Raw genomic sequence first — 26,632 nt, 5'->3', positions numbered from 1 at the left:
CACACCGTTCGGGACACAAGGGTCCGCGGGTTCGCAGCGTCCGCGGGTTCGCAGGGTCGGCGGGTTCGCAGGGAGTGAAGACCATCGCCGGTTGACCAACCAGCCCGCCTATCCGACCGTTACCCGACTTCTGCTGTGGATCGAAGGGAAGCGTCACCGTGAAGCCCGGAGACAGTCGTGCGCCGGGCCGCCGGGCGGTGCTGGCCGGGGCGTCGTCGCTGATCCTGTCCGGATGCGCCGGCGGGCCCGGCCGCAGCGACGGCACCACCGGAACCGCGGTCATCGGCCTGCGGATCGCGAACACGCTCGAGCTCGGTGCCGCCCGCGACCGCCACTTCGGCGGGCTCGCGAACCTGTTTCACCGGGCCGACCCCTGGGCCTCCCTGTCGTTCGGGCAAGTCGACCCGGCGACCGGCGGGGTCGACATGCCGTGGTTCGCGACCCTGAAGAACGTCAAGGCCGAGGTGACGACCAAGGGCTTCGCGACGTCGTTCGAAGCGGTCAGCCTGGTTCCCGGCCGCTACGTCACCTTGAACGCCCACTTCATCCCCGATCCGTCCGCCTACTACCGGACCGACTACGTGCTGGAGTTCAGCAGCCGCTACGGCAGCCGGGCCAGGGCCGAGGATCTCGTCGGCTATCAGTTCGACATCGCCGCCGGAGAACTGGTCTACGTCGGCACCATCGTGCTGGCGCTCGGCGGCAAGGGCGGCGGCGAGAGCAGCATCAGGTACGGTCACGCCGTTCCGCGGCTGGTCGACGAGTTCACCATGGCGGCGGCCCGGCACCCGGCCCTGCATGCCCTGGGGCGCGAGCGCGGCACGCGACTCATGACGCTGTTCTCGAACCGGCTGCCGCACCTGTTCCGACAGCAACCTCCGGCGCCCACTCCGGCTGCCCCCGCTCCGGCCGCGCCCGCTCCGGCCGCGCCCGCTCCGGCCGCGCCCGCTCCGGCCGCCCCGGTGCCTGCGGCCCCGCCGGCACGCCCACGGAACGTTCCCCGCATCGGCTAGAACCAGCGGTGCCCGCCCTTGACTCGCCCGGCAAATTAATTAATCAATCGATCTATTAATTCGATACGGAGAGGCCATGCCAGCTGCCGAGCAGACACGCCGGGCCGGCCGCCCCCAGGGCAACCCGGAGACCGGCGAGCGTTGCCTGGACGCCGCCGAGGCGCTGTTCGCCACCGGCGGCTTCGCCGGCACCGGCATGCGTGACATCGCCCGGCGGGCCGACGTCACCATCGCGACGCTGGCCTACCACTTCGGCTCCAAGGAGAAACTGTACGGCCGGGTGCTCGCCCGGGTCGCCGGCAGCATCGAGCCCTACCTGCCGGCAACCACGCCGACGCCCGGCTCGCCGGCTGCCGTCGCCGCGATCGTCGAACGGTTCCTGGACTGGGCCCTCGATCACCGGGACTACAACGCCCTGCTGCTGCGCGAGCTGATGGAGAACCCCGAGCGGGCCCGCCGGGCACGTCGCTGGTACCTGCTGCCGCTGATCGAGGCCTACGCCGCCGCCATCCGCGACGGCCAGCGCCGCGGCACCGTCGGCCCCTGCGACCCGGAGATGACGGCGTTCCACGCCACCGGGGCGATCACCCACTTCGTCGCCTCGACCGCCACCATCGGCCGGATGCTGGGGCACGACGACGAGGCCGAGACGGTCGACCGGTTCCGCCGCACCCTGCAGGCCAACCTCCTGGCGATGCTAACGCCGGCGGCAGCGGCCGCGGCGGAGGCCTGAGATGAACGCGCCCTCCGGCCAGGTCCTTCCGCGCGAGACCTGCGTGCTGCGCTACGCCCTGGAGCGGCACGCCGCGGCCCGCGGTGGCGACACCTACGCGGTGTTCGAGGACGGCAGCCGCTGGAGCTTCGCCGACACCCTCGCCCATGTCCGCACGACGGCGGCCGGCCTGCAGGCGCTCGGCGTGCGCCAGGGCGACCGGGTGCTGATCATGCTGCCGAACGGCGCCTTCGGTCTGCGCGCGATGTTCGCCGCGAACTGGCTCGGCGCGGTCATGGTGCCGACCAACACCGCCTACCGCGGCGCCCTGCTGGAGCATGTGATCGCCGACAGCCGGGCCAAGGTCGCGGTGGTCGACGCCGCGCTGCTTTCGCGCGTGATCGAGGGCGAAACGGCGGCGCTGAAGCGGATCGTGGTGGCCGGTTCCGATGCCCCGCCCCCGTCCCCCGACGGCCTGGAACTGCTCGGCCAGGGCGTGCTGCTCGAGCCCGGCCGCGAGCCGGCGGACCCGGAGCGGCCGATCGAGCCCTGGGACACCCAGTCGATCATCTTCACCTCCGGCACCACCGGCCGGTCCAAGGGCGTGCTGTCGTCCTACATGCACTGCTACACCGCCATGAACCCGGCGACCTGGACCTGCACCCGGGCCGACGACCGGCACCTGCTGCACATGCCGATCTTCCACATCGGCGGCGCCTTCATCGCCGCGATGGCGCTGTGCGTCGGCGCCTCGGTGGCGGTGGTCGAGCGGTTCCGCACCGAGGCGTTCTGGCCGACCGTGCGGCGGCTCGAGGTCACCTCGGTGTTCCTGCTCGGGGCGATGGCGACGTTCCTGCTGAAGGCGCCGGCCGACGACGACGACCGCGAGCATCCACTGCGCCACGTCATGATCGTGCCGCTGGGCGCCGCCGGACCGCCGTTCCGCGAGCGCTTCGGGGTCGATTTCTACACTCTGTTCAACATGACCGAGATCAGCACGCCGCTGATGTCCGGCCCGAACCCGGCCAAGCCCGGGATGTGCGGCCAGCCGCGCGACGGCGTCACCCTGCGCCTGGTCGACGCCCACGACGTGCCGGTGCCGGACGGCACGCCCGGCGAGCTGGTCATCCGCACCGCCGCCCCCTGGACCATGACTCACGGCTATGACGGGCGCCCCGAGGCGACCGCCGAGGCCTGGCGCAACGGCTGGTTCCACACCGGCGACGTGTTCGTGCGCGACGCCGACGGCGACTTCTTCTTCGTCGACCGCCTGAAGGACGCGATCCGCCGGCGCGGCGAGAACATCTCGTCCTGGGAGGTCGAGGTCGAGATCCTGAGCCACCCGGACGTGCGCGAGGCCGCCGTAGTGGCGGTGCCGAGCGAGCACACCGAGGACGAGGTTCTGGCGGTGCTGGCGCCCGTCGCGGGCCGCACCATCGACCCGGCGGCCGTCATTGCGCACCTGGAGCCGCGGCTCGCCCGCTTCATGATCCCCCGCTACATCCGTATCGTCGACGACCTGCCCAAGACCCCGACCGCCAAGGTCGAGAAGCACGTCCTGCGCGCCCAGGGTCTGGACGGCCCGTACTGGGACCGCGAGAAGCCGGGAGGCCGATCGTGACCCGCTGCGATCAGGCCTACAGCCCAGCCCTTCCCCCTCCCGCCGTCATTCCGGAGCGGACCGCCGCAGGCGGAACGCATCCGGAACCCACCCGCCGCGTCCCTCGCCCGTCGCTCCGTGGGTTCCGGCTCGGCCGCGCCGGCGCGCGCCCGTCCGGAATGACGACATGCGGGTGGGACGGCCGGCCGCCGCCTTGCCCCCCTCCCGTCGTCGTACCGGACCCCGCCCGCCGCCCTCGCCCGTCGCTCCGCAGGTTCCGGCTCGACCGCGCCGATGCGCGCCCGTCCGGAATGACGTGGGGGTGGGACGGCCGGCCGCCGCCTTGTCCCCTTCCCGCCGTCATTCCGGAGCGGGCCGCCGCACGCGGCACGCATCCGGAACCCACCCGCCGCACGGCGGAACGAATGCAGCCCCCACACCCAGCCAGCCGCGAGAGGAAACCGTCGTGAGCCGAACCGTCGTCCGCGTCTACTCGGACTACAAGAGCCCCTACGCCTACGTCGCCGTGCGCCCGGCCTACCAGCTCGCCGAGGACTACGGGCTGGAGCTGGAGTGGCGGCCCTACACGCTGCGGATCGAGGAGTATCTGGGGGCGGTCGAGACCCGCAACGCCCATTGCTGGCGGCGGGTGCGGTACTCCTACATGGACGCCCGGCGCTACGCCAACAAGCAGGGGCTGATCCTGAAGGGCACCAAACGGGTCTACAATGGCTACTACGCCAATGCCGGCATGCTGTGGGCCCAGCAGGCCGGGGTGTTCCGGCCCTACCACGACACCGTGTTCGACCGGTTCTGGAAGCAGGAGCTGGACATCGACGTGCTGGACGAGATGAAGGCGCTGGTCGCCGGCATCGGCGGCGACCCGGAGGCCTACGCCGCCTGGGTCGAGGGCCCGGGCCGGGCCGAGATGGACGCCAACATCGAGGAGGCCGAGGCGATGGGCGTGTTCGGCGTCCCGATGTTCGTTCTCGACGGCGAGCTGTTCTGGGGCGGCGACAGGATCGACCTGCTGAAGGAGCGGCTAGAGGAGCGGAGAAGGTAGAGCAGGCAGCCGAGTCTAGGCGAATTCCGGTCTCTCCCGCGAGAGAAACAGCGCGACACTCAGCTGCAATTGTTGCTTCCGCCGCGGCCATGAAAAGCTGCGGACGCCACCCCGTGTCCTCTACTGGATTGCAGGCGGCACTACAGAACTACTCGTGAAGCTAAGGACTCACCGTGCCCCGGCAAGATCACCTCAACACCAGACACCTGCTTTCCCTTCATAAAATCTACAAGCCACTTCGCCCTAGCTACTCTAAAATCGTCCCAATTCCATGTGCTCCCAACTTGACCGGCTGGTAACTGCGCACGTGCAACATCAGAAAACTCGCTTGCCATGCATATCGCAACCGATTGCTCGGCACCCGTGCGTTTGATCACACTTGCTGTCCGTCGGGGCACCAAAAAGATATTCAATGCCCCTCTAAATTCCACCTCCGGCCGATATTGCTGAGGGTTCCGATGGAACACTTCTTCCACTTCATCCAACGCGAATAGGTTGGCAACTTCCATCTCGTCCGAGATAACTGCGGATAGCTCGCTTCCCATCCGGTTCTCGATATCTGAGACAGCCGCACAAACAACTGCATTCCACAGGGCCTTCTGGCTCTTCTTAGTCGCAGTAGCCGGCACAAGAACGCGAGTTTCGCCGGAGCGATACCCAGAGCGGTCACCCGCCCGAATCGACTTGAAATGACTCACCAAGCGAGTGTTGGCCGCAGCATCATATGCGCCAGCAAAACTCGCATACCAGAACCACTCAGAAAAAAGATCAGGATCTGCGTCCAGACGCCCATCAGTCTGAAGCGCGATAAATGGCGGGAGAAGGTTCGAGTACGGCATATATTCTCTGCGCAATACGCCACACTCTCTTCGCAAGAACTGAACAACCATATCTGTCGATTGTATAACGCTATCCCAATTCTCCTGAACTTCATATTTAGACAAGTTCAATACCGCAGACTGCCGTAGGTCGACCTTTCTACTCATCAGCGCAATTGCCTGAAGCAACGGCATGCCGTCGTCACCAAAAAAATCGTTAATAGATACAAACTTCTCCTTCGCTTCTATCCATCTCTCACGCAGATTCCAACCTGGATCGAATGACTTCGCAACCATCAGATCAAACGTATTCAGCGTCAGTCCCGTCTTATTAACTTTCTCAAAAATTCTAGCAATAGCACTTGCGTCAGTCTTCTTGCTGAGCAGGACTACCGGAAACTCATACGAGTGAATAGGGCTAAGTTTATATGTATAAAAATCTGTGATTGCCTTCTTTAATATTTCTCGTCTTTTTATATCATCCACTAGTTTTAAGACATCATCTCGCCATGAGAAGAAATCCGTGGCCGATTTTAAGCACGATACTGGAATTACCCTACCGTCCAAATTCGCCGTCAAAGAACTATACTGCCTATCCCACACGTCTTTCCTATAGGAAACGATCAGATCTTCAAGCTCTTGATCTTCAGGCAAATCCCATTTAATTGCGAAGACTGACTCGCCTGACTCATACAGGGCTTGATAAAGCGATGTAAGACGTTGTTGACCGTCCAACACCGCATAACTCACTTCATCTAGCTGTGGCGCACCTTCCATCGGCCTAAGCTCGAAGAGCGTACTACTCCCCTCCAAAAACAATAGGCTGCCCGCCGGCCATCCCAGGAACACTGTTGCAAGCAACGACCTGATGTCTGTCTCAGACCAATCAAAATCCCTTTGGAACTCCGGAATGCCCAACGTCCCCTGAGCAACCCCTTCCACAAGGTTGCTCAGGTGATACATCTGAACAGTTGCCTTCGATGCACGCACCGTCACACCTCATTCTCAAATTTTATCGGGGCACTCTCCAGTCGTTCCATTTGTCTTAAAAACCAACTTGATGGATATGACTGACGATCCCCAAAATATACATACGCAAAATCATGATCTGCACCTTCACGGCCCATTGCCCCAGTCAAAACAAGAACCGTGATGTTATCTGACAAAACAAGCGATTGCAGCGGCCTTCTTTCTGAAATTTTAATAGAAACTCTGCTACCTTCTTTTATTGCCCCCTCTTCTTTTTGAGCACTCCACATTTTCTCAATTTGCGCTACACATCCGTCTATTGCTGCTTTGTACGTCATCTCGTCAAATCCAAGACTCTCCGCAAGATCGGAAATGTACGGAGCTTCAATATCTGGAAACATAAACTCGATACTCACCGGCCTTTGTCTCGCGCTATCCAATAATATATGAAAGTTTCCCGCCACCCATGGAACCGGCTCAAGCAGCAAAGCACGATAGTGCGATTTATTTGAAAGTATTTCATTCCATTTTACGGTTCTATATTTTCCAATTGCCACCAATTGACCATCCATCACACTCCTTTGTATTCCAACAATCTTGATTACCTCACGATATAAACTACGCCTTAGCGCGATATCGAATAGTAGGGACAGTGAGCCAACCGATACTAATGTCGTGGCCAGCGCAAGTACGCTTACTTGAATCCATTCAGTTTGAATCTGTGCGCTATTGCCTGCGATCAACAGCCCAGCCGCTGCGGTGACGACGGCAGTCAACCTGGCACGCCAGTTTGTCACCTCTTGCGTAAGGGCAATATCTTCCGGAATAGTCATATGTCGCACGCATAGGCTGAGGGACCGCGTGTCAGAAATTGATCATGCCTCCATGGGAGTTGCAAGTAGTGTTGATTCTACGAGGGACTCGCGGCTGGTGAGCTGTCTGAGCTAGAGACGTCACCGCACTCGGACCACAAAGTCATTCACGACTCGCTGCAGTCGCCTAGCAACCGCACTTTGCGCTCGCTCCCTTCCCCGCCCCTCACGCCGCCTGCGCGATCTGCCAGCCGATCTGTGCCAGCCGCGGCGCCTTGGCGCCGACTTCGAGCGCGTCGAGTGAGCTGGCGTTGCCGGCCAGGCCGCGGGCGTACACACCCTGGCAGATCGCGGCCAGCCGGAAGAACGAGAACGCCCGGAAGAACGGCATGTCCGGGATGCTGTCGCGGCCGGTGCGCCGGCAGTAGGCGGCGACGTAGTCCTCCTCCGCCGGGATGCCGCGCGCCGCCAGGTCCAGCCCGACCATGCCCTTCAGCGCCTTCTCGTCGTACGGCATGCGGTACGGCATGCAGTTGTAGGCGAGATCGGACAGCGGGTGGCCGAGGGTGCCGAGCTCCCAGTCCAGGATCGCGATCACCTTCGGCTCGGCCGGGTGCAGCATCAGGTTCGGCAGCCGGAAGTCGCCGTGCACGATCGACACCTCGTCGGCCGGCTGCTCGCGCTCGAGCAGCCAGGCGATCAGGTTGTCCATGTCCGGCATCGGATCGGTCTTGGAGGCCTCGAACTGCTTCGACCAGCGGTCGATCTGCCGGCCGACGTAGTTCGCCGGCTTGCCGAAATCGCCGAGCCCGACCGCCGCCGGGTCGACGTTGTGCAGCTTGGCCAGGGCGTCGTTCATGGAATCCCAGATCGCCGCCCGCTCGTCCGGCGAATAGCCCTCGTCGAGCGACGGCTCGCCCGGGATCCGGCCCTCCAGGAAGTCCATGACGTAGAACGCGGTGCCGATGACGTCAGTGTCCTCGCACAGCAGCCGCATGACCGGCACCGGCACGTCGGTCTGCGCCAGTGCCGCCATCACCCGGTACTCGCGCTCGACCATGTGGGCCGACGGCAGCAGCTTCCCCGGCGGCTTCTTGCGCAGCACGTAGGCGTGCTCGCCGGCCTCGACCCGGAAGGTCGGGTTGGACTGGCCGCCCTGGAACTGCAGGACCGTCAGGCCGCGCCCGGCGCCCGGCAGGCCCTGCTCGGCCAGCCAGCGGTCGAGGGCCGCCTCGTCGAACCGGTGGGCCTCGGTGACCGGCCCCAGCGTCGCCATGCCGTGCTCCTTCTCAACGTCATGCGTATTCGTACAGTCCCCGTGTCCGGGGTCCAGGCCTTCGATGCCGCCCGTCGCACCGTGGCTCCCGGAGCCAGGCGCTGGCGCGCCTCCTCCGGGATGACGAGCTGGCGGGGTACAAAGCAGGAGGCCGCTACCTTTGCTCCGTCATCCCGGAGAGTCCCGGACCTGATCCGGGACGGCTCCGGGACCCACCAGGCGACGGGCTCTTCCCCTCAGGACGGGTCGCCGACCGTGCGGCCGCCGTCGGCGACGATGGTCTGGCCGGTGATGAACGAGGCGCTGTCGGACGCCAGGAAGGTCGCCAGCGCGGCGATCTCGACCGGCTCGCCGATGCGGCCGAGCGGGGTCATCCGCTCCATGATCGCGAGCCGCTTCGGATCCTCCCAGAGCGCGCGGGCGAAGTCGGTGCGGATCAGCCCCGGCGCGATCGCGTTGACCCGGACGTCGGCGCCGCCCCACTCGACCGCGAGGTTGCGCACCAGCTGCTGCTCGGCCGCCTTGGAAACCCCGTAGATGCCGAGCTTGCGGTTGCCGTACATCGAGGCGATCGACGAGATCAGGATGATCGCCCCTCCCTGCTTCCGCTCGGCCATGCCCGGCGCCACCATGTTGCAGAGCCAGAACGCGCTCTTCACGTTGGTGGTCATGATCTTGTCGTAGGCCTCGTCGGAGACCTCGTGCATCGGGCCGAACACCGGGTTGGTGGCGGCGTTGCAGACCAGCACGTCGACCTTGCCGTAGGTCCGGATCGCGGCGGCGCTCAGCGCCTCCAGGTCGTCCTTGCGGCCGATGTTGCAGGCGAAGGCGGTGGCCTCGCCGCCGGCGGCGCGGATGCCCTCGACCACCGCGTCGCAGGCCTCCTGCTTGCGGCTGGAGACGATCACCTTGGCGCCCTGGGCCGCCATGGTCTCGGCGATGGCGCGGCCGATGCCGCGGGACGAGCCGGTGACCAGGGCCACCTTGCCGGTGAGTTCGAACATCGTCGGCGTTTCCTCTCTGCCTTTTTTCCGTCAACGGGGCGGATCGCCCCCAACAGTCCTCATCCCGGACCGGGTCGCCGCCGGCGACGCGGAGCCGGGAGCAATCGACTGGCCGCTAGGTCCCGGCTCCTCGCGGCGATGCCGCTCCGGCCAGGATGAGGGCCAAGAAAGGGTCACATCGCGGTCACGCCGCCGTCGACCACCAGCTCGGCGCCGGTGACGAAGCCGGAATCGTCGCTCGCCAGGTACAGCACGGCGCCGGCGATGTCGTCCGGGGCGCCCATGCGGCCGAACGGGCTGGCGCTCTCCAGGGCGGCGCGCATGCGGGCCGGGTCGCTGCGGGCGTTGATCATGCGGTCGACCATCGGGGTGTCGGTGTAGGATGGATGCACCGAGTTGCAGCGGATGCCGTAGCCCTTGCGCGCGCAGTGCAGCGCCACCGACTTGGTCAGCATCCGCACCGCGCCCTTGGACGCGCAGTAGGCGCTGAGCTGCGGCGCGCCGACGATGCCGGCGATGCTCGACATGTTGACGATCGAGCCGCCGCCCTGCGCCTTCATGGCCCGCACGCCGTGCTTGCAGCCGAGCATCACGCCCTCGGCGTTGACCGCCATGACCGCGCGCCAGCCCTCCAGGGTGACGTCCTCGATGGTGCCGTCGCTGCGGCTGCCGACCCCGGCGTTGTTCACCAGCACGTCGAGCCGGCCGTGGCGGTCGAGAACGCCGTCGACGGCGGCGATCCACTGGCCCTCGTCGGTGACGTCGAGCGGCACCAGCTCGGCGCTGCCGCCCTCCTCGGCGATCTCGGCGACGACCGCGAGTGCCATGGTCTCCTGGATGTCGGCGACCATCACGGTGGCCCCCTGCTCGGCGAGCATCCGGGCGATCGCCCGACCGATGCCCGACGCCGCCCCCGTCACCAGCGCGATCTTGCCCGCCACCCGGTCCCGCCCGGCCGCCATGCGCACCCTCCACGGTTGGAGTTCTTGTGAACCCTCGTTTCACGCCGCAGCTTAGGGAGAGCGCCACTGGGTGTCGAGCCGTCTGCTCCTGCCGGACCGGTCCCTACTGGGCCGGCTCGCCGACCGCGAGCGGCGCCGGCGGCCGGGCCTCGCGGCCGAGGCGCGGATGGATGCGGCGGGCCAGCAGCGCCAGGCCCAGCGTCACCGCGCCGCCGACCACGAACACCGCCGGCAGCTCGAACACCCGCAACAGCACCGAGAACAGTCCCGGCGGCACGATGTCGGCGACGTCGCGGTAGGTCGAGTAGACCGTGGTCATCTCCGACCGCTCGTGCCGGCGCACCGCGAACAGGAACAGCATGTTGCCGCCGGCGTCGATCGCGCTCATGCCCAGCGCCGCGCAGACGATCAGGACGATGCCGATCCACGGCTGGCCCATGCTGGCCGCCACCAGGAAGGTCGCGACCGAGGCCAGCAGGTAACCGGCGACGAACACCCGCCGGATCCCCTCGCGCCGCACCAGCCGGCCGGTCAGCGGGGTGAGGAACAGGAAGCTGGCGCCGACCGACACCACGGCACCGCCGACCTCGGGCCCGAGGCCGGTCTTCACCGCGTAGACCGGCACGTAGATGAAGAACACCACCCACCAGACGTTGCGGCCGGTGGTCATCACCCAGGCCAGCCGCAGGCGCGGCTGCGCGAAGTAGCGCCGGACATAGGCCAGCGGCGTCGGCACCGGCACCGCCTTCTGCACGACCGCCGGGTTCTCGGTGATCCGCAGGAACCAGAAATAGCCGAGCGCGGCCAGCGCGACCGCGGCGGACAGCAGGAACGGCGCGTCACGGCCGACGTTGACCGCCAGCCAGACGCCCAGGAACGGCCCGGCCGCCCAGGCCGCCGCCGAGTAGAACAGCCGCATCGGCTCCGACCGCGACAGGTCCTTCTTGGCGATGAAGTCGAGGATGTACAGGCTGAGGCAGACCGTGACCGCGACCGTGCCGATCGCCCGCACGACCATGCCGGCCATGAAGGACTCGAACCCCGGGACCGTGAACAGCGCCGGCGCCGACGCCAGCCCGACGAATCCGAGCGAGTAGACCCAGCGCCGTGCGGTCTTCCTCACCAGCCAGGGAATGCCGAGGCTGGCGCACAGCGCGCACAGGCTGGCGGCGAAGAACGCCGAACTGACGTTGCCGGCGGTGCCGAGGAAGCGCAGCGCCTCGATCGGGATCACCGTCGCCAGGAGGGCGCGGGCGAAGGATTCCAGCGCGAACAGCACCGCGAACGCCTCGGCCCCGGGCGCCCCGAGCCGCTTGAAGAATACGGGACGTCCCAGCTGCATGACGGGACCGGATACCGGAAAGTTGCGTGCCGCCCGGCATTACGCGCGCGACCGCCGGCAGCGCCAAGCGAATTCGCCGGGAGGCGGATCCGCGCGGCATGCAGGGCTCGATGGCGATATCCGTCGGCCCCGTGGGTCCCGGAGCCGTCCCGGATCAGGTCCGGGACTCTCCGGGATGACGACTCAATTTATTTCGTCATTCCGGAGGGGGCGCATCGGCGCCCGGCTCCGGAACCCACACGCTGCACGGACGCTTCAGGCACTGCCGCTCATCCGGGACCCACCCGCGACTCCACGACCTCTCGTCGCACCGCCGCCACGTTGCTATCGTTGCGGCAACGGCGCGCCATAAGCGCTCAGCGACACAGGGAGGAATGCCGATGCTGCGCGGCCTGATGATGGATCGCCCGCTGCTGGTCTCCAGTATCATCGACTACGCGGCGGAGATCCGCTCGGACACCGAGGTCGTCTCGGCCCGGGTCGAGGGCGACGTCCACCGCTACACCTACGCGGAGTCGCGCAGGCGCATCGCGCAGCTGGCGAACTGGCTGCTCGACCACGGCATCAGGCCCGGCGACCGGGTGGCGACGCTGGCCTGGAACGGCTACCGGCACTTCGAGCTGTACTACGCGATCGCCGGCATCGGCGCGGTCTGCCACACCATCAACCCACGGCTGTTCCCGGAACAGCTCGTCTACATCGTGAACCACGCCGAGGACCGGCTGCTGTTCCTCGACACCACCTTCGCGCCGCTGATCGAGAAGCTGGCCGACCGGATGCCGAAGGGCATGCGGACCGTGCTGATGACCGATCGCGCGCACATGCCCCAGACCGGCCTGGCCGACCCGCTGTGCTACGAGGACCTGCTGGCGGGGCAGCCCGACCACATCGTCTGGCCGGAGTTCGACGAGAACACCGCCTGCGGGCTCTGCTACACCTCCGGCACCACCGGCAACCCCAAGGGCGTGCTGTACTCCAACCGCTCCACCCTGCTGCATACGCTGGGCATGCTGGTGGTGGCCGACGGCATCGGGCTGAGGCCCGGGCAGTCGATCCTGCCGGTGGTCCCGCTGTTCCACGTCAACGCCTGGGGCCTGCCCTACGCCATGCCGCTGGTCGGCACCAAGCCGGTGTTCCCGGGGCCGAAGCTGGACGGCGCCAGCCTGTTCTCCCTGATGGACAACGAGAAGGTGACCGCCGCCTGGGGCGTGCCGACGGTGTGGCTCGGCCTGGCCGCCGAGATGCGCAAGCAGGGCCGCGCCCCGGCCGGGCTGGAGATCGTGCTGACCGGCGGCTCGGCCGCACCGGGGCCACTGATCCGGGAACTCGAGACCGAGTACGGGCTGAATGTCGTGCACGGCTGGGGCATGACCGAGATGAGCCCGGTCGGCTCGCTGACCGTCCTCGATCAGGGCATGAAAAAGCAGCCGCACGACGCGCGGCTGGCGCTGAAGAACTCCCAGGGCCGACGGCTGTACGGCTGCGAGCTGAAGATCGTCGACGCCGACGGCGCCCGGCTGCCGCATGACGGCGTGGCGTTCGGCGAACTGCTGGTGCGCGGCCCGGCGGTGATGTCCGCCTACTTCAACGACGCGGAGGCCAGCGCGGCCTCGCACGACGCCGAGGGCTGGATGCGGACCGGCGACGTGGCCCGGATCGACCCGGACGGCTTCCTGTACATCGTCGACCGCACCAAGGACGTCATCAAGTCGGGCGGCGAGTGGATCAGTTCGATCGACCTGGAGAACGCCGCCATCGGCCACCCGGCGGTCGCGGAATGCGCGGTGATCGCCGCCGCCCACCCGAAATGGGCCGAGCGGCCGCTGCTGATCGCGGTGCTGAAGGAGGGCCAGACGGCGACCGCCGACGACATTCGGGCGTTCCTGTCGGACAAGGTGGCCAAGTGGTGGCTGCCGGACGACGTGCTGTTCGTCGAAGAGCTGCCGCACACCGCCACCGGCAAGCTGTCGAAGCTGCAGCTCCGCGAGAAGTTCAAGGACCACGTCCTGCCGACCGCCGCGGAGTAGCGCCGGTCGCCCGTCGAACTGTCGGTCCCGGATCCGTTCCGCCTGCGGCGGTCCGGTCCGGGATGACGTCAAGGTGGAGTGCGGGCGGATCGAGCGCCCGGCCCGGTCTTACCATCATGACGTCATCCCGGACGGACGCGCCGCCCCGGCGCGGCCGAGCCGGGACCCATGGAGCGACGGCGATGCATCTCTATTCCCGCGGCGGTCGCCGGACCACCCGCACCCGGCCGCTGTTGCCGCCGCCGCAGAAGAACCGGTCGGCGCCGTCGGATTCCAGGCCGGACACGCCGACGCCGGCCGGCATCTCGAGCCGCTCCAGCACCTCGCCGGTCGCCGGGTCGATGCGCCGCAGGTCGCTCTCCTCGGCCTCCCAGGTGCCGTGCCAGAGCTCGCCGCCGACCCAGGTGACGCCGGTGACGAACCGGTTCGACTCGATGGTCCGGATCACCGCGCCGGTCTCCGGATCGACCTGATGGATCTTGCGCGCCCGGTACTGACCGACCCAGAGCGATCCCTCCGCCCAGGCGAGCCCCGAGCCCCCGCTGCCACCCGGTGTCGGGATACTCGCCAGGATCTCGCCTGACACCGGATCGATCTTGTGGATCCGGCTTTCGGCGATCTGGAACAGGTGCCGGCCGTCATAGGCGGTGCCGGCATCCGCGGCGACCGCCAGCGAGTCGACGGCAGTCCCGGTTTCGGGATCGACAACGTTCAGCTTGTCCCCCGACGCGATCCAGAGCCGCCGGCCGTCATAGGTGACCCCGCCGACGGTCGAGACACCGGGGAACGGGCCGTACTCGCGAACGATCTGCGCCACTGTCTGTTTCATCCGTCCAACACTTCGCTGGTTGCGTGCGACAGACCTAGCCACCGGCGAGTGGCGCCGGGAGTAACAAGGTTGTCGGGAAACCCGGCACCGGCGGTGCCAGCCAGCGCCGCGCCCGCCCCTGCCCGACGAACCGAACCCTGCCCGCCGCCGCCAGCGCCTCGAGCGCCCGTTGCACCGTCCGCTGGCTGGTCCCCAGCGCGATCGCCAGAGCCGTGCTCGACCAGGCCTCGCCGTCGGCCAGCAGCGCCACCAGCGAAGCGTGGGCCTCGTCGACCGGCGGCGCCAGCACCGCGACCTCGCGGTCGGCGGCCGGCTCCAGCACGAAGCCGTCGGCGGTCGCCCTCACCCCGGCCAGCCCTTGCAGCTCGACCCGCAGCCGCCCGATCTCGACGCGCAGCCGGGCGCGATGGGACTCGTCCGCCTCCCTGGCCCGGAATGCCCGCGCCAGCAGGGACCCGCGCGACACGTCCGCCGGCCACGCCTCCGCCAGGGACCGGACGAGCGCGAACAGCACCGGCCGCGTCGCCAAGGGCACGACCGCGGCGCCGCCCCGCACCACGTGCCGGCAGGCATCGACGACCAGGACGTCGGACGCCAGCAGTCCTTCGACCTCGTCGAGCCGCAGCAGGCGCGATCCGCCGCGTTCGACCAGCCGGGCCGCCGGCGCCTCCAACGCCACCGCGGTCGCCTCGACTTCGGCCATTAGCGCCGCAATCCCGGACTGCCGTGCCGCGGCGGCAGCCCGGGCGACCGCCTCGCGTGCCGGCACCGTCCGCAGGCGCCGCATCGCGATGCCGGCCGCGACCAGCGCGTGGCCGACCCGCGACGCCGGAGCCAGCGCCGCGGGGTCGAGTTCGGCCGTCGCCCGCTCGGCCGCGTCGAGATCGCCGGTCAGCAGCCACCGGCGGACCCGGAGATAGCCGGCATGGGCGGCGTTGGCGCGGTCGCCGTGCCGCTCGAGGATCGCCTGCGCGCCCTCCAGCGCCTTCGGCTGCCAGCCCAGGTCGCGCGATACCAGCGCGATCTCCGCTTCGGCGACGGTGCAACGGGCCCGGGCCACGGCTTCGCGCGGGCCGAATGCCCGTGCCGCGTGCCGCAGCAGCACCCGGGCCCGCTCCAGGTCGCCGAGCTGCGCCATCGCGATGCCGCGCAGCGCCAGCGCCGGCGCGTCGTCGCGCAGGGCGACCCGGTTCAGCGCCGCGATCGGATCGCCGGCGACGAGAGCCCGGGCGGCGGCGGTGATCAGCGAGTCCATCCGTATCCCGACAGGCTTGTAACTCCCGGCGTTCGGCCGCCCGCGGCTAAGCCGTCTCCACCGGGCACGCAGCGATTCGCCGAGAGTGCACGGAAATCGAACCGGAAGGAGACATCGAAATGCCGGACATTCTTCACAGGGTGGGGATTAAGTCGTCGCCGAACGCCGTCTACGAGGCCTTGAGTTCGATCGAGGGGCTCGCCGGCTGGTGGACACGAACGACCCGGGGTGACGGCTCGGTCGGCGGCGTCATTCAGTTCCGCTTCGAGCCGCGCGGCTTCTTCGACATGAAGGTGCTCGAACTCGAACCACCCAGGCACGTGCTGTGGGAGGTGGTCGACGGGCCGGCGGAATGGATCGGGACGCGGGTCGGCTTCGATCTCAGGGAGGAGGACGACCACACTATCGTCCTGTTCAGGCATCAGGGCTGGAAGGAGCCGGTCGAGTTCATGCACCACTGCAGCACCAAGTGGGCCGTGTTCCTGCTGAGCCTCAAGTCCTATGTCGAGTCCGGTACGGGCACCCCCTACCCGGACGACGTCAAGATCGACAACTGGAACTAAACCGGCAACGGTCGGCGCCGGGTCGGCACTGTCGGCCGACCCGGCTGCTACCGCCTCAACCCAGCGTCGGGTCGTCGGAGACCTTCACGAGCTGCTTGCCGAAGTTCTCGCCGCGCAGCAGGCCGGCGAACGCCCGCGGGGCGTTCTCCAGGCCCTCGGTGACGAACTCCCGGTACTTGATCCGGCCGTCGCGGATGTAGCCGCCGACCTCCTCGATGAACGCCTTCTGATGCTGGGCGGCCCGGTCCGACACGATGAAGCCCTGGATCTTCAGGCGGTCGGTCAGGACCCGGCGCATCAGACTCGGCAGCCGGTCCGGCCCCTCGGTCGACGGGCCGGTGTTGTACATCGAGATCATCCCGCACACCGGGATCCGGCCGAACGGATTCATCAGCGACAGGGCGGCGTCCAGGGTCGGGCCGCCGACGTTCTCGAAATAGATGTCGATGCCGTCCGGGCAGGCCGCCTTAAGGTCGTCGCGCAGGCTCGCCGAGCGGTGGCTGACGCAGGCGTCGAAGCCGAGCTCGTCGACCACGAACCGACACTTCTCCTCGGCGCCGGCGATTCCGACCACCTTCTTCGCGCCCTTGATGCGGGCGAGCTGGCCGACCACCGAGCCGACCGCGCCGGAGGCCGCCGAGACCGCCACCGTGTCGCCGGCCTTCATCTCGCCGACGTCGAGCAGGCCGATATAGGCGGTCAGCCCCGGCATGCCCATGACGCCCACCCAGGTCGACAGCGGGGCCACCGCCGGGTCGAGCTTGCGCACCATGGCTCCATCGGAGACCGCGTGGCTCTGCCAGCCGAACATGCCGAGCACGAAGTCGCCCTCGGCGAACTTCGGGTTGCGGCTCTCGACCACCTGGCCGACGGTGCCGCCCTGCATGACCGCGCCGAGGGCCTGCGGCTGGGCGTAGGAGCGCTTGTCGTCCATCCGGCCGCGCATGTAGGGGTCGAGCGACAGCCAGATGATCCGGACCAGGATCTCTCCGTCGCCGAGCGCCGGCAGCTCGGCCTCGCCGATCTCGAAGGTGTCGGCCGTCGGCTCCCCGGTCGGGCGCTTAACGAACCGGACTTGCAGGCTCTTCATCGGGTCATCCTTTCACGGGCTCTTGCCGGCGCACGCAGTCGGAGCGGCGGCTGGGTCCCGGATCGGCCGCGCAGAGCGCATCCGTCCGGGATGAGGTTCAACAGACACGCACCTGCCACCCTCATCCCGGACGCCACGGCGAAGTCGTGAAGATCCGGGACCCATGGGGCAGTGCGAAACATGTCCATTACCACGCTCTCAGGCCGGCGCCCGCAGATCCTGGCGGATCATCTCGGCAGCCTTCTCCCCGATCATGATCGAGGCGGCGTTGGTGTTGCCGGATACCATGGTCGGCATGATCGACGCGTCGGCGATCCGCAGTCCCAGCAGACCGTGGACCCGCAGCCGGTCGTCGACCACCCCGTTCGGGCCCGGAGCCATGCGGCAGGTGCCGATCGGGTGGAACGCGGTGTTGGCGGTGTTGCGGATGCTGTCGAGCAGGCCGTCATCGTCGGTCACCCCCGGCCCCGGATCGACCTCCTGGTCGATGAACGGGTCGAGCGGCCCGGCATTGGCCAGCCGGCGGATCAGCTTCAGCCCGTCGACCATGGTCCGGCGGTCGATCGGGTCGGACAGGAAGTTGAAGCGGATGTCCGGGTGCGCCTTGGGGTCGGCCGACTTGATGTGGATCGACCCCAGGCTCTCCGGCCGCAGCTGGTAGCAGGTCAGGGTCATGCCCGGCCACGGCTGCAGGGTGCGCTTGAAGGCGTCCTTGATGACGTAGGGCAGCACGTGCATCTGGATGTCCGGGCACTCCAAGTCCGGCCGGGTCTTCAGGAACCCGAGCAGCGGCGCCGACGGGATCGCCAGGAATCCCCGCCGGGTGGCGATGTACTTCAGCCCTTCCCAGATCCTGCCGAGTCCGACGATCCGGTCGTTGTAGGACAGCCCCCTCGTCTTCAGCCGCCAGATGATGCGGGCGTTGATGTGGTCGCGCAGGTTCTCGCCGACGCCCGGCATGGCGTGGCGGACCGCGATGCCGTGCTGCGACAGGACCTCGGGGCGGCCGATGCCCGACAGCTCCAGCAGCTGCGGGGTCGCCACCGCACCGGTCGACACCACCACCTCGCGGCCGGCCCGCGCCTCGACCTCCCGGCCGTGCCGCTCGTAGGCGACGCCGACGCAGCGGGTGCCGTCGAACAGCAGGCGGGTGGCATGGGCGTCCGAGACGATGTTCAGGTTGGGACGGCCGCGCGCCGGTTTCAGGTAGGCGACCGCGGCACTGAACCGCTTGCCGTCGCGGATCGTGGTCTGGGTGCGGACGATGCCCTCCTGGGAGGCGCCGTTGTAGTCCTTGTTGCGCGGGATGCCGAGCTTGTCCCCGGCCTCCTGCAGGGCGTCGTAGATCGGGCTGCGGTCGTAGGCCTCGCAGACGTGCAGCGGGCCGCCCTGGGTCCGCCAGTCGTCGGCGCCGTGCTCGTAGTTCTCCATGCGCCGGAACACCGGCAGCACGTCCTCGTAACTCCAGCCGCGGTTTCCGAACTGCGCCCAGCTGTCGTAGTCGATCGGCTGGCCGCGCACGTAGACCAGGCCGTTGATCGACGACGAGCCGCCGACCAGCCGGCCGCGCGGCACCGGAATGACCCGGTTCGCGGTTCCCTCCTCCGGGGTCGAGCGATAGTTCCAGTTGGCGGTCGGGTGGTTCATCAGGAAGGCGAAGCTCATCGGCACCGGCGACAGCGGATGGCTGGCCGCCCCGGCCTCCAGCAACAGCACCCTGAGTTTCGGGTCCTCGGTCAGCCGCGACGCCAGCGCCGACCCCGCCGACCCGGCGCCCACCACGATGACGTCGTAGCTTCCGTCCTGTTCCACGCCCTGCCTCCCTCGCTGTCCGCGGCTCTGCCGGCCGGCGGTTCAGGGGATTGTGCACGGGACCGGCAACCGGGTCTCCGGCGAAGGTGAGGATTGCTGCCCTTCCCCAGCGTGAGTGATAAATATCTGCTATTTATCAATATGATACGTATGATTATTCATCTTATTCACAAGATTATCCACGCAACCTGGCAGATCGATGCAACTGCCGGTCAGGCGACCGCGATCTCCAGACCGTCGCGTGCGGTCTCGTAGGGCACGGCGTCGGCCTGGCGGAGCATGTCGTCGCTCATATGCGTGAGAACCAGCCGCTTCGGCCGGATCCGGTCGAGGTTGCGCTCCAGGCTCGCGAGGTCGAGGTGGAACGGCACCGGCTTGTCGCGGAAGTACGCCTCGGCGATCAGCAGGTCGGCGTCCCGCCCGACCTCGACCAGCGCCTCGGTCCACTCGGTGTCGCCGGTATAGGCCAGCACCCGGCCGTCGACCTCGATGCGGTAGGCGAAGAACGGGCCGCCCGGTGGGCCGTGGATCACCCGCTGCGGGGTCACGGTCAGATCCCCCACCGCTTGCCGCCTGCCGGCCTCCAGCTCGACCAGCGACAGCTCGAACTTCTGCCGGGTCGACGACGAACCTGGGAATGCAGTTTCCAGGGCCCGGACATACCAGTCCCGCAGACCTTCGGGGCCTGCGATGGTTAAGGGCGCGGTTCGCTTGGCGAAGAACTGGGCGTCCAGGATGAAGAACGGTACGCCACCGAAATGATCTGCATGGAAGTGAGTGATCAGGATCGTATCGATGGCATTGCGGTCGATCCCCGCCGCCTTCAGCGCCGGCAGCGCCGTCGCCCCGCAGTCGATCAGGAACGCCCCCGCCCCCGACTCTGGCCCCGACGTGACGTGGAAGCAGGTGTTGAGCCGGCCGCCGCTGCCGAAGGCGTCGCCGCTGCCCAGGAACCGAACCTTCATTGCGAGTTTCCCCTCACCGATCCCACCTTCACCGCTCCTCCGCCACGTCGCGGTCCTTCACGCTCTCCATCACCACATAGGTGCTGGTGTGCGAGACGTGCGGCAGGCTCGACAGGCTTTCCCCGAGGCTGCGCCGGTACGCCCGGATGTCGGCGGTCCGCACCTTCAGAAGGTAGTCGAATCCGCCGGCGATCATGTGGCACTGCTCGACCTCGGGCAACCGGCGGACCGCCCGGTTGAAGGCGTCGAGCGCCGGCGTGGTGGTGTCGCTCAGCGTCACCTGGACGAAGGCGATGTGCCCGGCGTCGAGCCGCGACAGGTCGACCAGTGCGGTGTAACCGAGAATGTAGCCACGCTCCTCGAGCCGCCGGACCCGTTGCTGGCAAGGGCTCTTCGACAGGCCGACACGCTCGGCCAGCGCGGTCATGGTGATCCGGCCGTCTTTCTGCAGTTCGGCCAGGATCTTGCGGTCGATCTTGTCCAATTCGTCCGTCATGGGGCTCGATTTCTATCATTTCGTCTCTTTGAGAGAGAAACTTCGGGAACTTCGCCTGTCAATGCGGTCGGATCGGCCGATCCGTCGGAGCGGAGTTGCGCTAGGATTGCCTGTCAACGCCACGCCAGCGCGAGGTGCATCATGCCCGACGATCCCGCCCCGCTCCCCGACCTCCGCCGGATCATCGCCGGTCACACCCTGGCCGACGAGAAATCGACGCTGGACGATCTGATCGCGCTGGCCGCCCTCGGCGACGACGACCGCGCGGCGATCGCCGTCGAGGCGGCCCGGCTGGTGCGGGCGGTCCGCGGCAGCACCCGGCCCGGGATGATGGAGAGCTTCCTGGCCGAGTACGGCCTGACCACCAAGGAGGGCGTGGCGCTGATGTGCCTGGCCGAGGCTCTGCTCCGGGTGCCCGACCGCTGGACCATGGACGAACTGATCGAGGACAAGGTGGCGCCGGCCGACTGGAGCCGGCACCTCGGCCATTCCAGCTCGCCGCTGGTCAACGCCTCGACCTGGGCGCTGATGCTGACCGGCCGGGTGGTGGCGGAGCACGACGGGGACGACCTGCCGGGCGCCCTGCACGGCATGGTCAAGCGGCTCGGCGAACCGGTGATCCGCACCGCCGTGCGGCGCGCCATGCAGGAGCTCGGTCGCCAGTTCGTGCTCGGCCGCACCATCGACGAGGCCGCCGAGCGCGCCAAGGGGATGGAGGCCAAGGGCTACACCTACTCCTACGACATGCTGGGCGAGGCCGCCCGCACCGAGGCCGACGCCCGGCGCTACCACATCGCCTACTCCCAGGCGATCTCGGCGATCGCCGCGCATTGCGGCCACGGCGACATCCGCGCCAACCCGGGCATCTCGGTCAAGCTCTCGGCCCTGCATCCGCGCTACGAGTATGGGCAGAAGCCGCACGTGCTGGACGACATCGCCGCCCGCACCCGCTCGCTCGCGCTGATCGCCAAGAGTGCCGGCATGGGCTTCAACATCGACGCCGAGGAGGCCGACCGGCTCGACCTGTCGCTCGACGTCATCGAGGCGGTGCTGTCCGACCGGGCCCTGGCCGGCTGGGACGGGTTCGGCGTGGTGGTGCAGGCCTATGGCCGGCGCGCCCGCTTCGTGCTGCAGTGGCTGCACGCGCTCGCCCGAAAGCTCGACCGGCGGATCATGGTACGGCTGGTCAAGGGCGCGTACTGGGACAGCGAGATCAAGCGCGCCCAGGTCATGGGGCTCGACGGCTTTCCGGTGTTCACCCGCAAGGTCTCGACCGACGCCTCCTACATCGCCTGCGCGCGCATGCTGCTGGGCATGACCGACCGGATCTACCCGCAGTTCGCCACCCACAACGCCCACACCGTCGCGGCCGTGCTGCGCATGGCCGGCGGCGTCGAGGGCTACGAGTTCCAGCGGCTCCACGGCATGGGCGAGTCGCTGCACGAGACCGTCCGCAAGGAAACCGGCGCGCGCTGCCGGATCTACGCACCGGTCGGTGCCCACCGCGACCTGCTGGCCTACCTGGTGCGACGGCTGCTGGAGAACGGCGCCAACTCGTCCTTCGTCAACCAGATCGTCGACGAGCGGGTGACGCCGGAGGAGATCGCCCGCGACCCGCTGTCCGCGGTCGAGGAACTGGGTGCCTCGGTCGCCAACGACCGGATCCCGCACCCGGCGGCGATCTTCGGCCCCGACCGCCGTGGTGCCAAAGGCTGGGACCTGACCGATCCGCCGACCATCGCCGCCCTCGACGCCGCCCGCGAGCCGTTCCGGACCTCACAGTGGACCGCCGGTCCGATGGTCGCGGCGCCGGTCGAAGCCGAGACCGTGCCGCACGAAGTCCGCAACCCGGCTACCGGCGAGCCGGTCGGCACCGTGGCCGACGGTACCGCCGCGCATGTCGCTGCGGCGATCGGGGCCGCCGCCGCCGCGCAGCCGGCCTGGGCCGCCCTGCCCGCCGCCGACCGCGCCGCCCGCCTGGAGCGGATCGCCGACTTGTACGAGGCGCACGCGCCAGAGCTGTTCGCGCTCGCCTGCCGGGAGGCCGGCAAGACCCTGTTGGATGGTGTCGCCGAGGTCCGCGAGGCGGTCGACTTTTGCCGCTACTACGCCGCCGAGGCGCGCCGGCAGGGCGACGGCGGGCATCCGCCATGCGGGGTGTTCGCCTGCGTGTCGCCGTGGAACTTCCCGCTCGCCATCTTCACCGGCCAGATCGCCGCCGCCCTGGTGACCGGCAATGCGGTGGTCGCCAAGCCGGCCGAGCAGTCGGCGCTGATCGCCGGCCGGGCGATCGAGCTGATGCGTCAGGCCGGGGTGCCGGAGGCGGTCGTCCAGCTGGTTCCGGGTCCCGGCGAGACCGTCGGTGCGGCGCTGACCGGCGACCCGCGGATCGGCGGCGTCTGCTTCACCGGCTCGACCGACACCGCCCGCCGCATCCACAAGGCGCTGGCCGCCGGTGCCGGCCCCGACGCCCCGCTGATCGCCGAGACCGGCGGGCTCAACGCCATGATCGTCGATTCGACCGCCCTGCCCGAGCAGGCGGTGCGCGACATCGTCGCCTCGGCGTTCCAGAGCGCCGGCCAGCGCTGCTCGGCGTTGCGCGTGCTGTACGTCCAGAAGGACGTGCAGGATCGCCTCCTGGAGATGCTGTACGGCGCCATGGACGCGCTGCGGGTCGGCGACCCGTGGGACCTGGCGACCGATGTCGGCCCGGTGATCGACGACGAGGCGCGCGCCGACATCGAGAAGCATTGTGCGGCACTCGAGGCCCAGGGCCGGCTGTTGCGCCGGGTGCAGTTGCCGAGGGAGGCGACCGCCGGCAGCTTCGTGCCGCCGACCGTGCTGAAGGTCGACGGGATCGCCAGCCTGGAACGCGAGGTGTTCGGTCCGGTGCTGCACGTCGCCACCTACGAGGCGACCGAGCTCGACGCCGTGCTGGCGGCGATCAACGGCTCCGGCTATGGCCTGACCCTCGGCCTCCACACCCGGGTCGACAGCCGCGTGCAGCAGGTGGTCGACGCCGCCCGGGTCGGCAATCTCTACGTCAACCGCAACCAGATCGGCGCCGTGGTCGGGTCGCAGCCGTTCGGCGGCGAGGGCCTGTCCGGGACCGGCCCGAAGGCCGGCGGCCCGCACTATCTCGACCGGTTCCGCCGGCCGCTCGAACTGGCCGCGACCGACGAGACGGCGGTACCGGGCGCGACCGTGGCACCGGCGGCTCTCGATCGTGCCCTCGACATCGTCTCCGGCAGCGGCTGGAGCGGCCGCGGCGAGCGCCTCGCCGTGCTGCGCCGCGTGGTCCGGGGGCTCGACGGCTGGGCCCGCGCGGTCGCCGAGGCGTCGCTGGCGACCGCCGAGGCGATCGACTTCGCACCGCTCGACCTGCCGGGGCCGACCGGTGAGAGCAACCGGCTCTCGCTGCACCCGCGCGGCACCCTGCTGTGCCTCGGCGACCTCGGCAGCAACCGGCCGGACGCCGCCGTCGGCCAGGCGTTCCTGGCCCTGGCGCTCGGCAACGCCGCGGTGGTCGCCGCCCCGGCGGCCGCCCCCGCGATCTCGGCACTGCGCGCCGCCGGCGCACCGGTCGCCTCGCTCGACGGTCGGGTCGCGGTGGAGGCGCTGCGGTCCTGCCGGCCCTTGGACGCCGTGCTGGCCGAGGGTCCGGTCGCGGCACTGAAGGAAGTCCGTCAGGCCCTGGCGGACCGGGCGGGTGCCGTCGTGCCGCTGGTGATCGGCCACCTGGAGCCGCATCGCTGCCTGGTCGAGCGGGCGCTGTGCATCGACACCACGGCGGCCGGCGGCAACGCGCAGCTGCTGGTGGCGGCGGCGGAATAGCGGATAGGGCCCGTCGCCTCGTGGATCCCGGCTCACCGCTGCGCGGCGGCCGGCATGACGACGGAGTTATGGAAAGGGCGGCTACCCCCTTCCCTTGCCGTCATTCCGGACCGGATCGCCGGAGGCGGGCCGGAGCCGGAACCCACCCGCCGCTCCGTCGCCCGATACCTACGGCCGCGGGTCCATCAGCCGCGTGTCGTAAGCCCGCGGCATCAGGCCGGACTGGAACCAAAGCACGAAGGAATAGATGCTGAACACCGGCACGCCGAGGGCGCGCCGCAGCTCGGCCGCGTACGGCACCATGTTGGTGCACTCCAGCACGATCGCGCCGACCTCCGGGTGGCCGTCCAGCAGCGCGCGGCCGGCGTCGAGCAGGTCGAGGCGCGACTTCTCGGTGTCAAGCTCCGGCTCGTTGCCGAGGATCGCCCGGGTGAACTCGCGCCCGCCCTCGGTCCCGACCACCGGGGTGTCCAGCGCCACGCCGGCCGCTTCCAGATGCGCCGGCGTCAGGGTCTCCTTGGAGACCGTCAGCACGCCGACCCGCCGACCTTGCGGCAGCAACGACTGCACGGTCGGGATCTGCATCAGCGACGAGGTCGCGACCGGCACCCCGACGGCGTCGGCGATCTCGCGCTGGAACAGCGACAGGAAACCGCAATTGGTGGTGATGCCGTCGGCGCCGGTCGCGACCAGGTCCCTGGCGGCCTCGACGAACGGCTCCAGCAGGCCCTCGGCGCGCCGGCGCACCACCCGGTCCGGCGAAGCCCCGCGCACCACCCGGTAATGCACCGGGAACGGCCAGGTCAGCGCGTTGCCCATGTCCCCCGGCACCCGCGGGAACCGCGCCTCCAGCATCAGGATGCCGACCGTGGCACCGAACACCGCCTTGCCGCCGCGCTCCACCGAATCCGCCTGCATGGCCACTGCCTCCCGTTGCCCGATTCGGCACGCTAGCCGGTTCCAGCGGACGTGCAAGCGGTCCCGAAACGAAAGAGGCCCGGCTTTCGCCGGGCCCCTCCCGCAGTCCCCGCGTCGGGTCAGGACTTCGGAGCGACGTCGCCGACCTCGACGTAGTTGCCCTTGGTCCACTCGTACCAGGTGTAGTCGGCGGTGGTGCGGTCACCCTTCGCGTCGAACGAGAGGTCGCCGATCACCGTGGTGAACGGGCCGCTGTGCAGCGCCGCCTCGACCTTGGCGGTGTCGAGCGAGCCGGCCTTGTTGGCCGCCGCCGCCCAGATCTGGATCGCAGCGTAGGTGTACAGGGTGTAGCCCTCCGGGTCGTAGCCCTCGGCCTTGAACCGGTCGACGATCTTCTTGGCTTCCGGCTTGGCGCGCGGGTCCGGCGCGAAGGTAAACAGCAGGCCCTCGCCGGCGTCGCCGGTGATCGACCAGAACTCCAGAGTGTTCAGCGCATCGCCCGACAGGATCTGGGCATTCAGGCCCTGCTCGCGCATCTGGCGCGCGATCAGGCCGAGCTCGGTGTGGTAGCCGCCGTAGTACAGGGCGTCGATGTTGGCGGCCTTCAGCTTGGTGACGAACGCAGAGTAGTCGCGCTCACCCGGGTTGACGGTCTCGTACAGGACGGCCTTGCCCCCGGCCTTCTCGAACGCCGCCAGGGTGAGATCGGCCAGGCCCTTGGAGTAGGCCTGCTTGTCGTGCGCGAACGCGACCTTCTTGCCCTTGTAGTGCTTCGACAGCCAGGCGCCGGCATAGTCGCCCTGCTGGTCGTCGCGACCGCAGGTCCGGAACACGTTGCCGAAGCCCTGCTCGGTCAGCTTCGGGTTGGTCGAGGCCGGGGACATCATCAGGATGCCTTCCTCGTGGTAGACCGCCGAGGCCGGGATCGACGAGCCCGAGCAGAAATGCCCGGCCACGAACTGGATGCCCTCGTTCACGAACTTGTTGGCGACCGCCACCGCTTCCTTCGGGTCGCAGCGGTCGTCGCCGATCGACAGCACGAGCTTCTGGCCGAGCACGCCGCCGGCCTCGTTGATGTCGCGGACCGCCGCCTGGGCGCCCTTCTGCATCTGCTCACCGAACGACGCATACTGGCCGGTCATCGGGCCGGCGGTCGCGATCTTGATGTCCGCCTGGGCGCTGGTGGCCGCAAGAGCCAGCAACGCCGCAGCCGCGGTCGTCACCACATGCCTCTTCATGCGAAGTCTCCTTTTTGCTCCGTCTTTTTGTTCC

General features: G+C 68.4%; 21 protein-coding genes. 7 read left to right on the top strand and 14 right to left on the bottom strand.

The annotated features are described in order from the left end of the window. Positions 1–158 precede the first annotated feature (158 nt). The 4 genes from IE246_RS07440 (at position 159) to IE246_RS07425 (ending at position 4,388) form a co-directional block, all read left to right on the top strand. Positions 159–1,013: a hypothetical protein gene (locus IE246_RS07440; RefSeq protein ID WP_189988332.1), complete on the top strand. Its 855-nt coding sequence runs from the start codon at positions 159–161 to the stop codon at positions 1,011–1,013. A 76-nt stretch (positions 1,014–1,089) separates the two neighbouring features. After that, positions 1,090–1,746: a TetR/AcrR family transcriptional regulator gene (locus tag IE246_RS07435; protein ID WP_189988331.1), complete on the top strand. Its 657-nt coding sequence runs from the start codon at positions 1,090–1,092 to the stop codon at positions 1,744–1,746. Between the two features lies 1 nt (position 1,747). Beyond that, positions 1,748–3,346: an AMP-binding protein gene (locus IE246_RS07430; protein ID WP_189988330.1), complete on the top strand. Its 1,599-nt coding sequence runs from the start codon at positions 1,748–1,750 to the stop codon at positions 3,344–3,346. Positions 3,347–3,791: 445 nt separating this feature from the next. Further along, positions 3,792–4,388 (top strand): 2-hydroxychromene-2-carboxylate isomerase, encoded by a 597-nt coding sequence (locus tag IE246_RS07425; RefSeq protein WP_189988329.1) that lies wholly within the window; start codon positions 3,792–3,794, stop codon positions 4,386–4,388. Positions 4,389–4,528: 140 nt separating this feature from the next. Here IE246_RS07425 and IE246_RS07420 read toward each other — a convergent pair whose 3' ends face one another. The 6 genes from IE246_RS07420 to IE246_RS07395 all read right to left on the bottom strand — a co-directional run bounded on the left by IE246_RS07420 (position 4,529) and on the right by IE246_RS07395 (position 11,571). Beyond that, a complete protein-coding gene (locus IE246_RS07420) occupies positions 4,529–6,196 on the bottom strand; it encodes a GmrSD restriction endonuclease domain-containing protein (protein WP_189988328.1) in 1,668 nt (555 codons plus the stop codon). Positions 6,197–6,198: 2 nt separating this feature from the next. After that, the gene (locus IE246_RS07415; protein ID WP_189988327.1) at positions 6,199–7,008 is read right to left on the bottom strand and encodes a hypothetical protein; all 810 of its coding nucleotides are present in this window, start codon (positions 7,006–7,008) and stop codon (positions 6,199–6,201) included. A gap of 205 nt (positions 7,009–7,213) precedes the next feature. Continuing rightward, complete coding sequence (locus tag IE246_RS07410; RefSeq protein ID WP_189988326.1) at positions 7,214–8,263, bottom strand: phosphotransferase; 1,050 nt, start codon at positions 8,261–8,263, stop codon at positions 7,214–7,216. A 236-nt stretch (positions 8,264–8,499) separates the two neighbouring features. Continuing rightward, positions 8,500–9,267: an SDR family NAD(P)-dependent oxidoreductase gene (locus IE246_RS07405; protein ID WP_189988325.1), complete on the bottom strand. Its 768-nt coding sequence runs from the start codon at positions 9,265–9,267 to the stop codon at positions 8,500–8,502. 173 nt (positions 9,268–9,440) lie between these two features. Continuing rightward, positions 9,441–10,229 carry a glucose 1-dehydrogenase gene (locus IE246_RS07400; protein WP_189988324.1) on the bottom strand — a complete coding sequence of 263 codons (789 nt, stop codon included), beginning with the start codon at positions 10,227–10,229 and terminating at the stop codon, positions 9,441–9,443. Between the two features lie 103 nt (positions 10,230–10,332). Then, the gene (locus tag IE246_RS07395) at positions 10,333–11,571 is read right to left on the bottom strand and encodes an MFS transporter (RefSeq protein ID WP_189988323.1); all 1,239 of its coding nucleotides are present in this window, start codon (positions 11,569–11,571) and stop codon (positions 10,333–10,335) included. Between the two features lie 380 nt (positions 11,572–11,951). Here IE246_RS07395 and IE246_RS07390 point away from each other — a divergent pair, with 380 nt between their 5' ends. Next, on the top strand, positions 11,952–13,598 hold the full coding sequence (locus tag IE246_RS07390; protein WP_308434478.1) for a long-chain-fatty-acid--CoA ligase: 1,647 nt from the start codon (positions 11,952–11,954) through the stop codon (positions 13,596–13,598). 190 nt (positions 13,599–13,788) lie between these two features. Here IE246_RS07390 and IE246_RS07385 read toward each other — a convergent pair whose 3' ends face one another. Together IE246_RS07385 and IE246_RS07380 are read right to left on the bottom strand one after the other, a co-directional pair. Beyond that, the gene (locus tag IE246_RS07385; RefSeq protein ID WP_229836603.1) at positions 13,789–14,415 is read right to left on the bottom strand and encodes an NHL repeat-containing protein; all 627 of its coding nucleotides are present in this window, start codon (positions 14,413–14,415) and stop codon (positions 13,789–13,791) included. A gap of 46 nt (positions 14,416–14,461) precedes the next feature. After that, complete coding sequence (locus tag IE246_RS07380; protein ID WP_189988321.1) at positions 14,462–15,682, bottom strand: helix-turn-helix domain-containing protein; 1,221 nt, start codon at positions 15,680–15,682, stop codon at positions 14,462–14,464. 119 nt (positions 15,683–15,801) lie between these two features. On the opposite strand from IE246_RS07380, the gene IE246_RS07375 reads away from it, so the two are divergent. Beyond that, a complete protein-coding gene (locus IE246_RS07375; protein ID WP_189988320.1) occupies positions 15,802–16,245 on the top strand; it encodes an SRPBCC family protein in 444 nt (147 codons plus the stop codon). 55 nt (positions 16,246–16,300) lie between these two features. Here IE246_RS07375 and curA read toward each other — a convergent pair whose 3' ends face one another. The 4 genes from curA to IE246_RS07355 form a co-directional block, all read right to left on the bottom strand. Then, positions 16,301–17,335, bottom strand: coding sequence for an NADPH-dependent curcumin/dihydrocurcumin reductase (curA, locus tag IE246_RS07370; RefSeq protein WP_189988319.1), 1,035 nt, complete (start codon positions 17,333–17,335; stop codon positions 16,301–16,303). A gap of 198 nt (positions 17,336–17,533) precedes the next feature. After that, positions 17,534–19,147: a GMC family oxidoreductase gene (locus IE246_RS07365; protein WP_189988318.1), complete on the bottom strand. Its 1,614-nt coding sequence runs from the start codon at positions 19,145–19,147 to the stop codon at positions 17,534–17,536. Positions 19,148–19,359: 212 nt separating this feature from the next. After that, entirely contained in the window at positions 19,360–20,112 is a 753-nt protein-coding gene (locus IE246_RS07360) for an MBL fold metallo-hydrolase (protein ID WP_189988317.1), read from the bottom strand. A gap of 28 nt (positions 20,113–20,140) precedes the next feature. Further along, positions 20,141–20,608 (bottom strand): Lrp/AsnC ligand binding domain-containing protein, encoded by a 468-nt coding sequence (locus tag IE246_RS07355; protein ID WP_189988316.1) that lies wholly within the window; start codon positions 20,606–20,608, stop codon positions 20,141–20,143. A gap of 141 nt (positions 20,609–20,749) precedes the next feature. On the opposite strand from IE246_RS07355, the gene putA reads away from it, so the two are divergent. Beyond that, on the top strand, positions 20,750–24,442 hold the full coding sequence (gene putA / locus IE246_RS07350; RefSeq protein WP_189988315.1) for a bifunctional proline dehydrogenase/L-glutamate gamma-semialdehyde dehydrogenase PutA: 3,693 nt from the start codon (positions 20,750–20,752) through the stop codon (positions 24,440–24,442). Between the two features lie 168 nt (positions 24,443–24,610). Here putA and IE246_RS07345 read toward each other — a convergent pair whose 3' ends face one another. Together IE246_RS07345 and IE246_RS07340 are read right to left on the bottom strand one after the other, a co-directional pair. After that, positions 24,611–25,360 carry an aspartate/glutamate racemase family protein gene (locus IE246_RS07345; RefSeq protein WP_189988314.1) on the bottom strand — a complete coding sequence of 250 codons (750 nt, stop codon included), beginning with the start codon at positions 25,358–25,360 and terminating at the stop codon, positions 24,611–24,613. A gap of 119 nt (positions 25,361–25,479) precedes the next feature. After that, positions 25,480–26,598, bottom strand: a complete 1,119-nt coding sequence (locus IE246_RS07340) for a branched-chain amino acid ABC transporter substrate-binding protein (RefSeq protein WP_189988313.1) — start codon at positions 26,596–26,598, stop codon at positions 25,480–25,482. Positions 26,599–26,632: the final 34 nt, after the last annotated feature.

This window comes from Thalassobaculum fulvum (genome assembly GCF_014652915.1).
Lineage (GTDB): Bacteria > Pseudomonadota > Alphaproteobacteria > Thalassobaculales > Thalassobaculaceae > Thalassobaculum_A > Thalassobaculum_A fulvum.
Note: the sequence above shows the minus strand (reverse complement) of the source record. Positions and strands in the feature narration are given on the sequence as shown.

Excerpts from the sequence above, each read along its gene's own strand:
- IE246_RS07395 (WP_189988323.1), bottom strand. The coding sequence starts at position 11,571 with ATGCAGCTGGGACGTCCCGTATTCTTCAAGCGGCTCGGGGCGCCCGGG.
- putA (WP_189988315.1), top strand. The coding sequence starts at position 20,750 with ATGCCCGACGATCCCGCCCCGCTCCCCGACCTCCGCCGGATCATCGCC.
- IE246_RS07410 (WP_189988326.1), bottom strand. The coding sequence starts at position 8,263 with ATGGCGACGCTGGGGCCGGTCACCGAGGCCCACCGGTTCGACGAGGCG.
- IE246_RS07355 (WP_189988316.1), bottom strand. The coding sequence starts at position 20,608 with ATGACGGACGAATTGGACAAGATCGACCGCAAGATCCTGGCCGAACTG.
- curA (WP_189988319.1), bottom strand. The coding sequence starts at position 17,335 with ATGAAGAGCCTGCAAGTCCGGTTCGTTAAGCGCCCGACCGGGGAGCCG.
- IE246_RS07380 (WP_189988321.1), bottom strand. The coding sequence starts at position 15,682 with ATGGACTCGCTGATCACCGCCGCCGCCCGGGCTCTCGTCGCCGGCGAT.
- IE246_RS07360 (WP_189988317.1), bottom strand. The coding sequence starts at position 20,112 with ATGAAGGTTCGGTTCCTGGGCAGCGGCGACGCCTTCGGCAGCGGCGGC.
- IE246_RS07375 (WP_189988320.1), top strand. The coding sequence starts at position 15,802 with ATGCCGGACATTCTTCACAGGGTGGGGATTAAGTCGTCGCCGAACGCC.
- IE246_RS07340 (WP_189988313.1), bottom strand. The coding sequence starts at position 26,598 with ATGAAGAGGCATGTGGTGACGACCGCGGCTGCGGCGTTGCTGGCTCTT.
- IE246_RS07400 (WP_189988324.1), bottom strand. The coding sequence starts at position 10,229 with ATGGCGGCCGGGCGGGACCGGGTGGCGGGCAAGATCGCGCTGGTGACG.
- IE246_RS07435 (WP_189988331.1), top strand. The coding sequence starts at position 1,090 with ATGCCAGCTGCCGAGCAGACACGCCGGGCCGGCCGCCCCCAGGGCAAC.
- IE246_RS07430 (WP_189988330.1), top strand. The coding sequence starts at position 1,748 with ATGAACGCGCCCTCCGGCCAGGTCCTTCCGCGCGAGACCTGCGTGCTG.
- IE246_RS07345 (WP_189988314.1), bottom strand. The coding sequence starts at position 25,360 with ATGCAGGCGGATTCGGTGGAGCGCGGCGGCAAGGCGGTGTTCGGTGCC.
- IE246_RS07390 (WP_308434478.1), top strand. The coding sequence starts at position 11,952 with ATGCTGCGCGGCCTGATGATGGATCGCCCGCTGCTGGTCTCCAGTATC.
- IE246_RS07405 (WP_189988325.1), bottom strand. The coding sequence starts at position 9,267 with ATGTTCGAACTCACCGGCAAGGTGGCCCTGGTCACCGGCTCGTCCCGC.
- IE246_RS07415 (WP_189988327.1), bottom strand. The coding sequence starts at position 7,008 with ATGACTATTCCGGAAGATATTGCCCTTACGCAAGAGGTGACAAACTGG.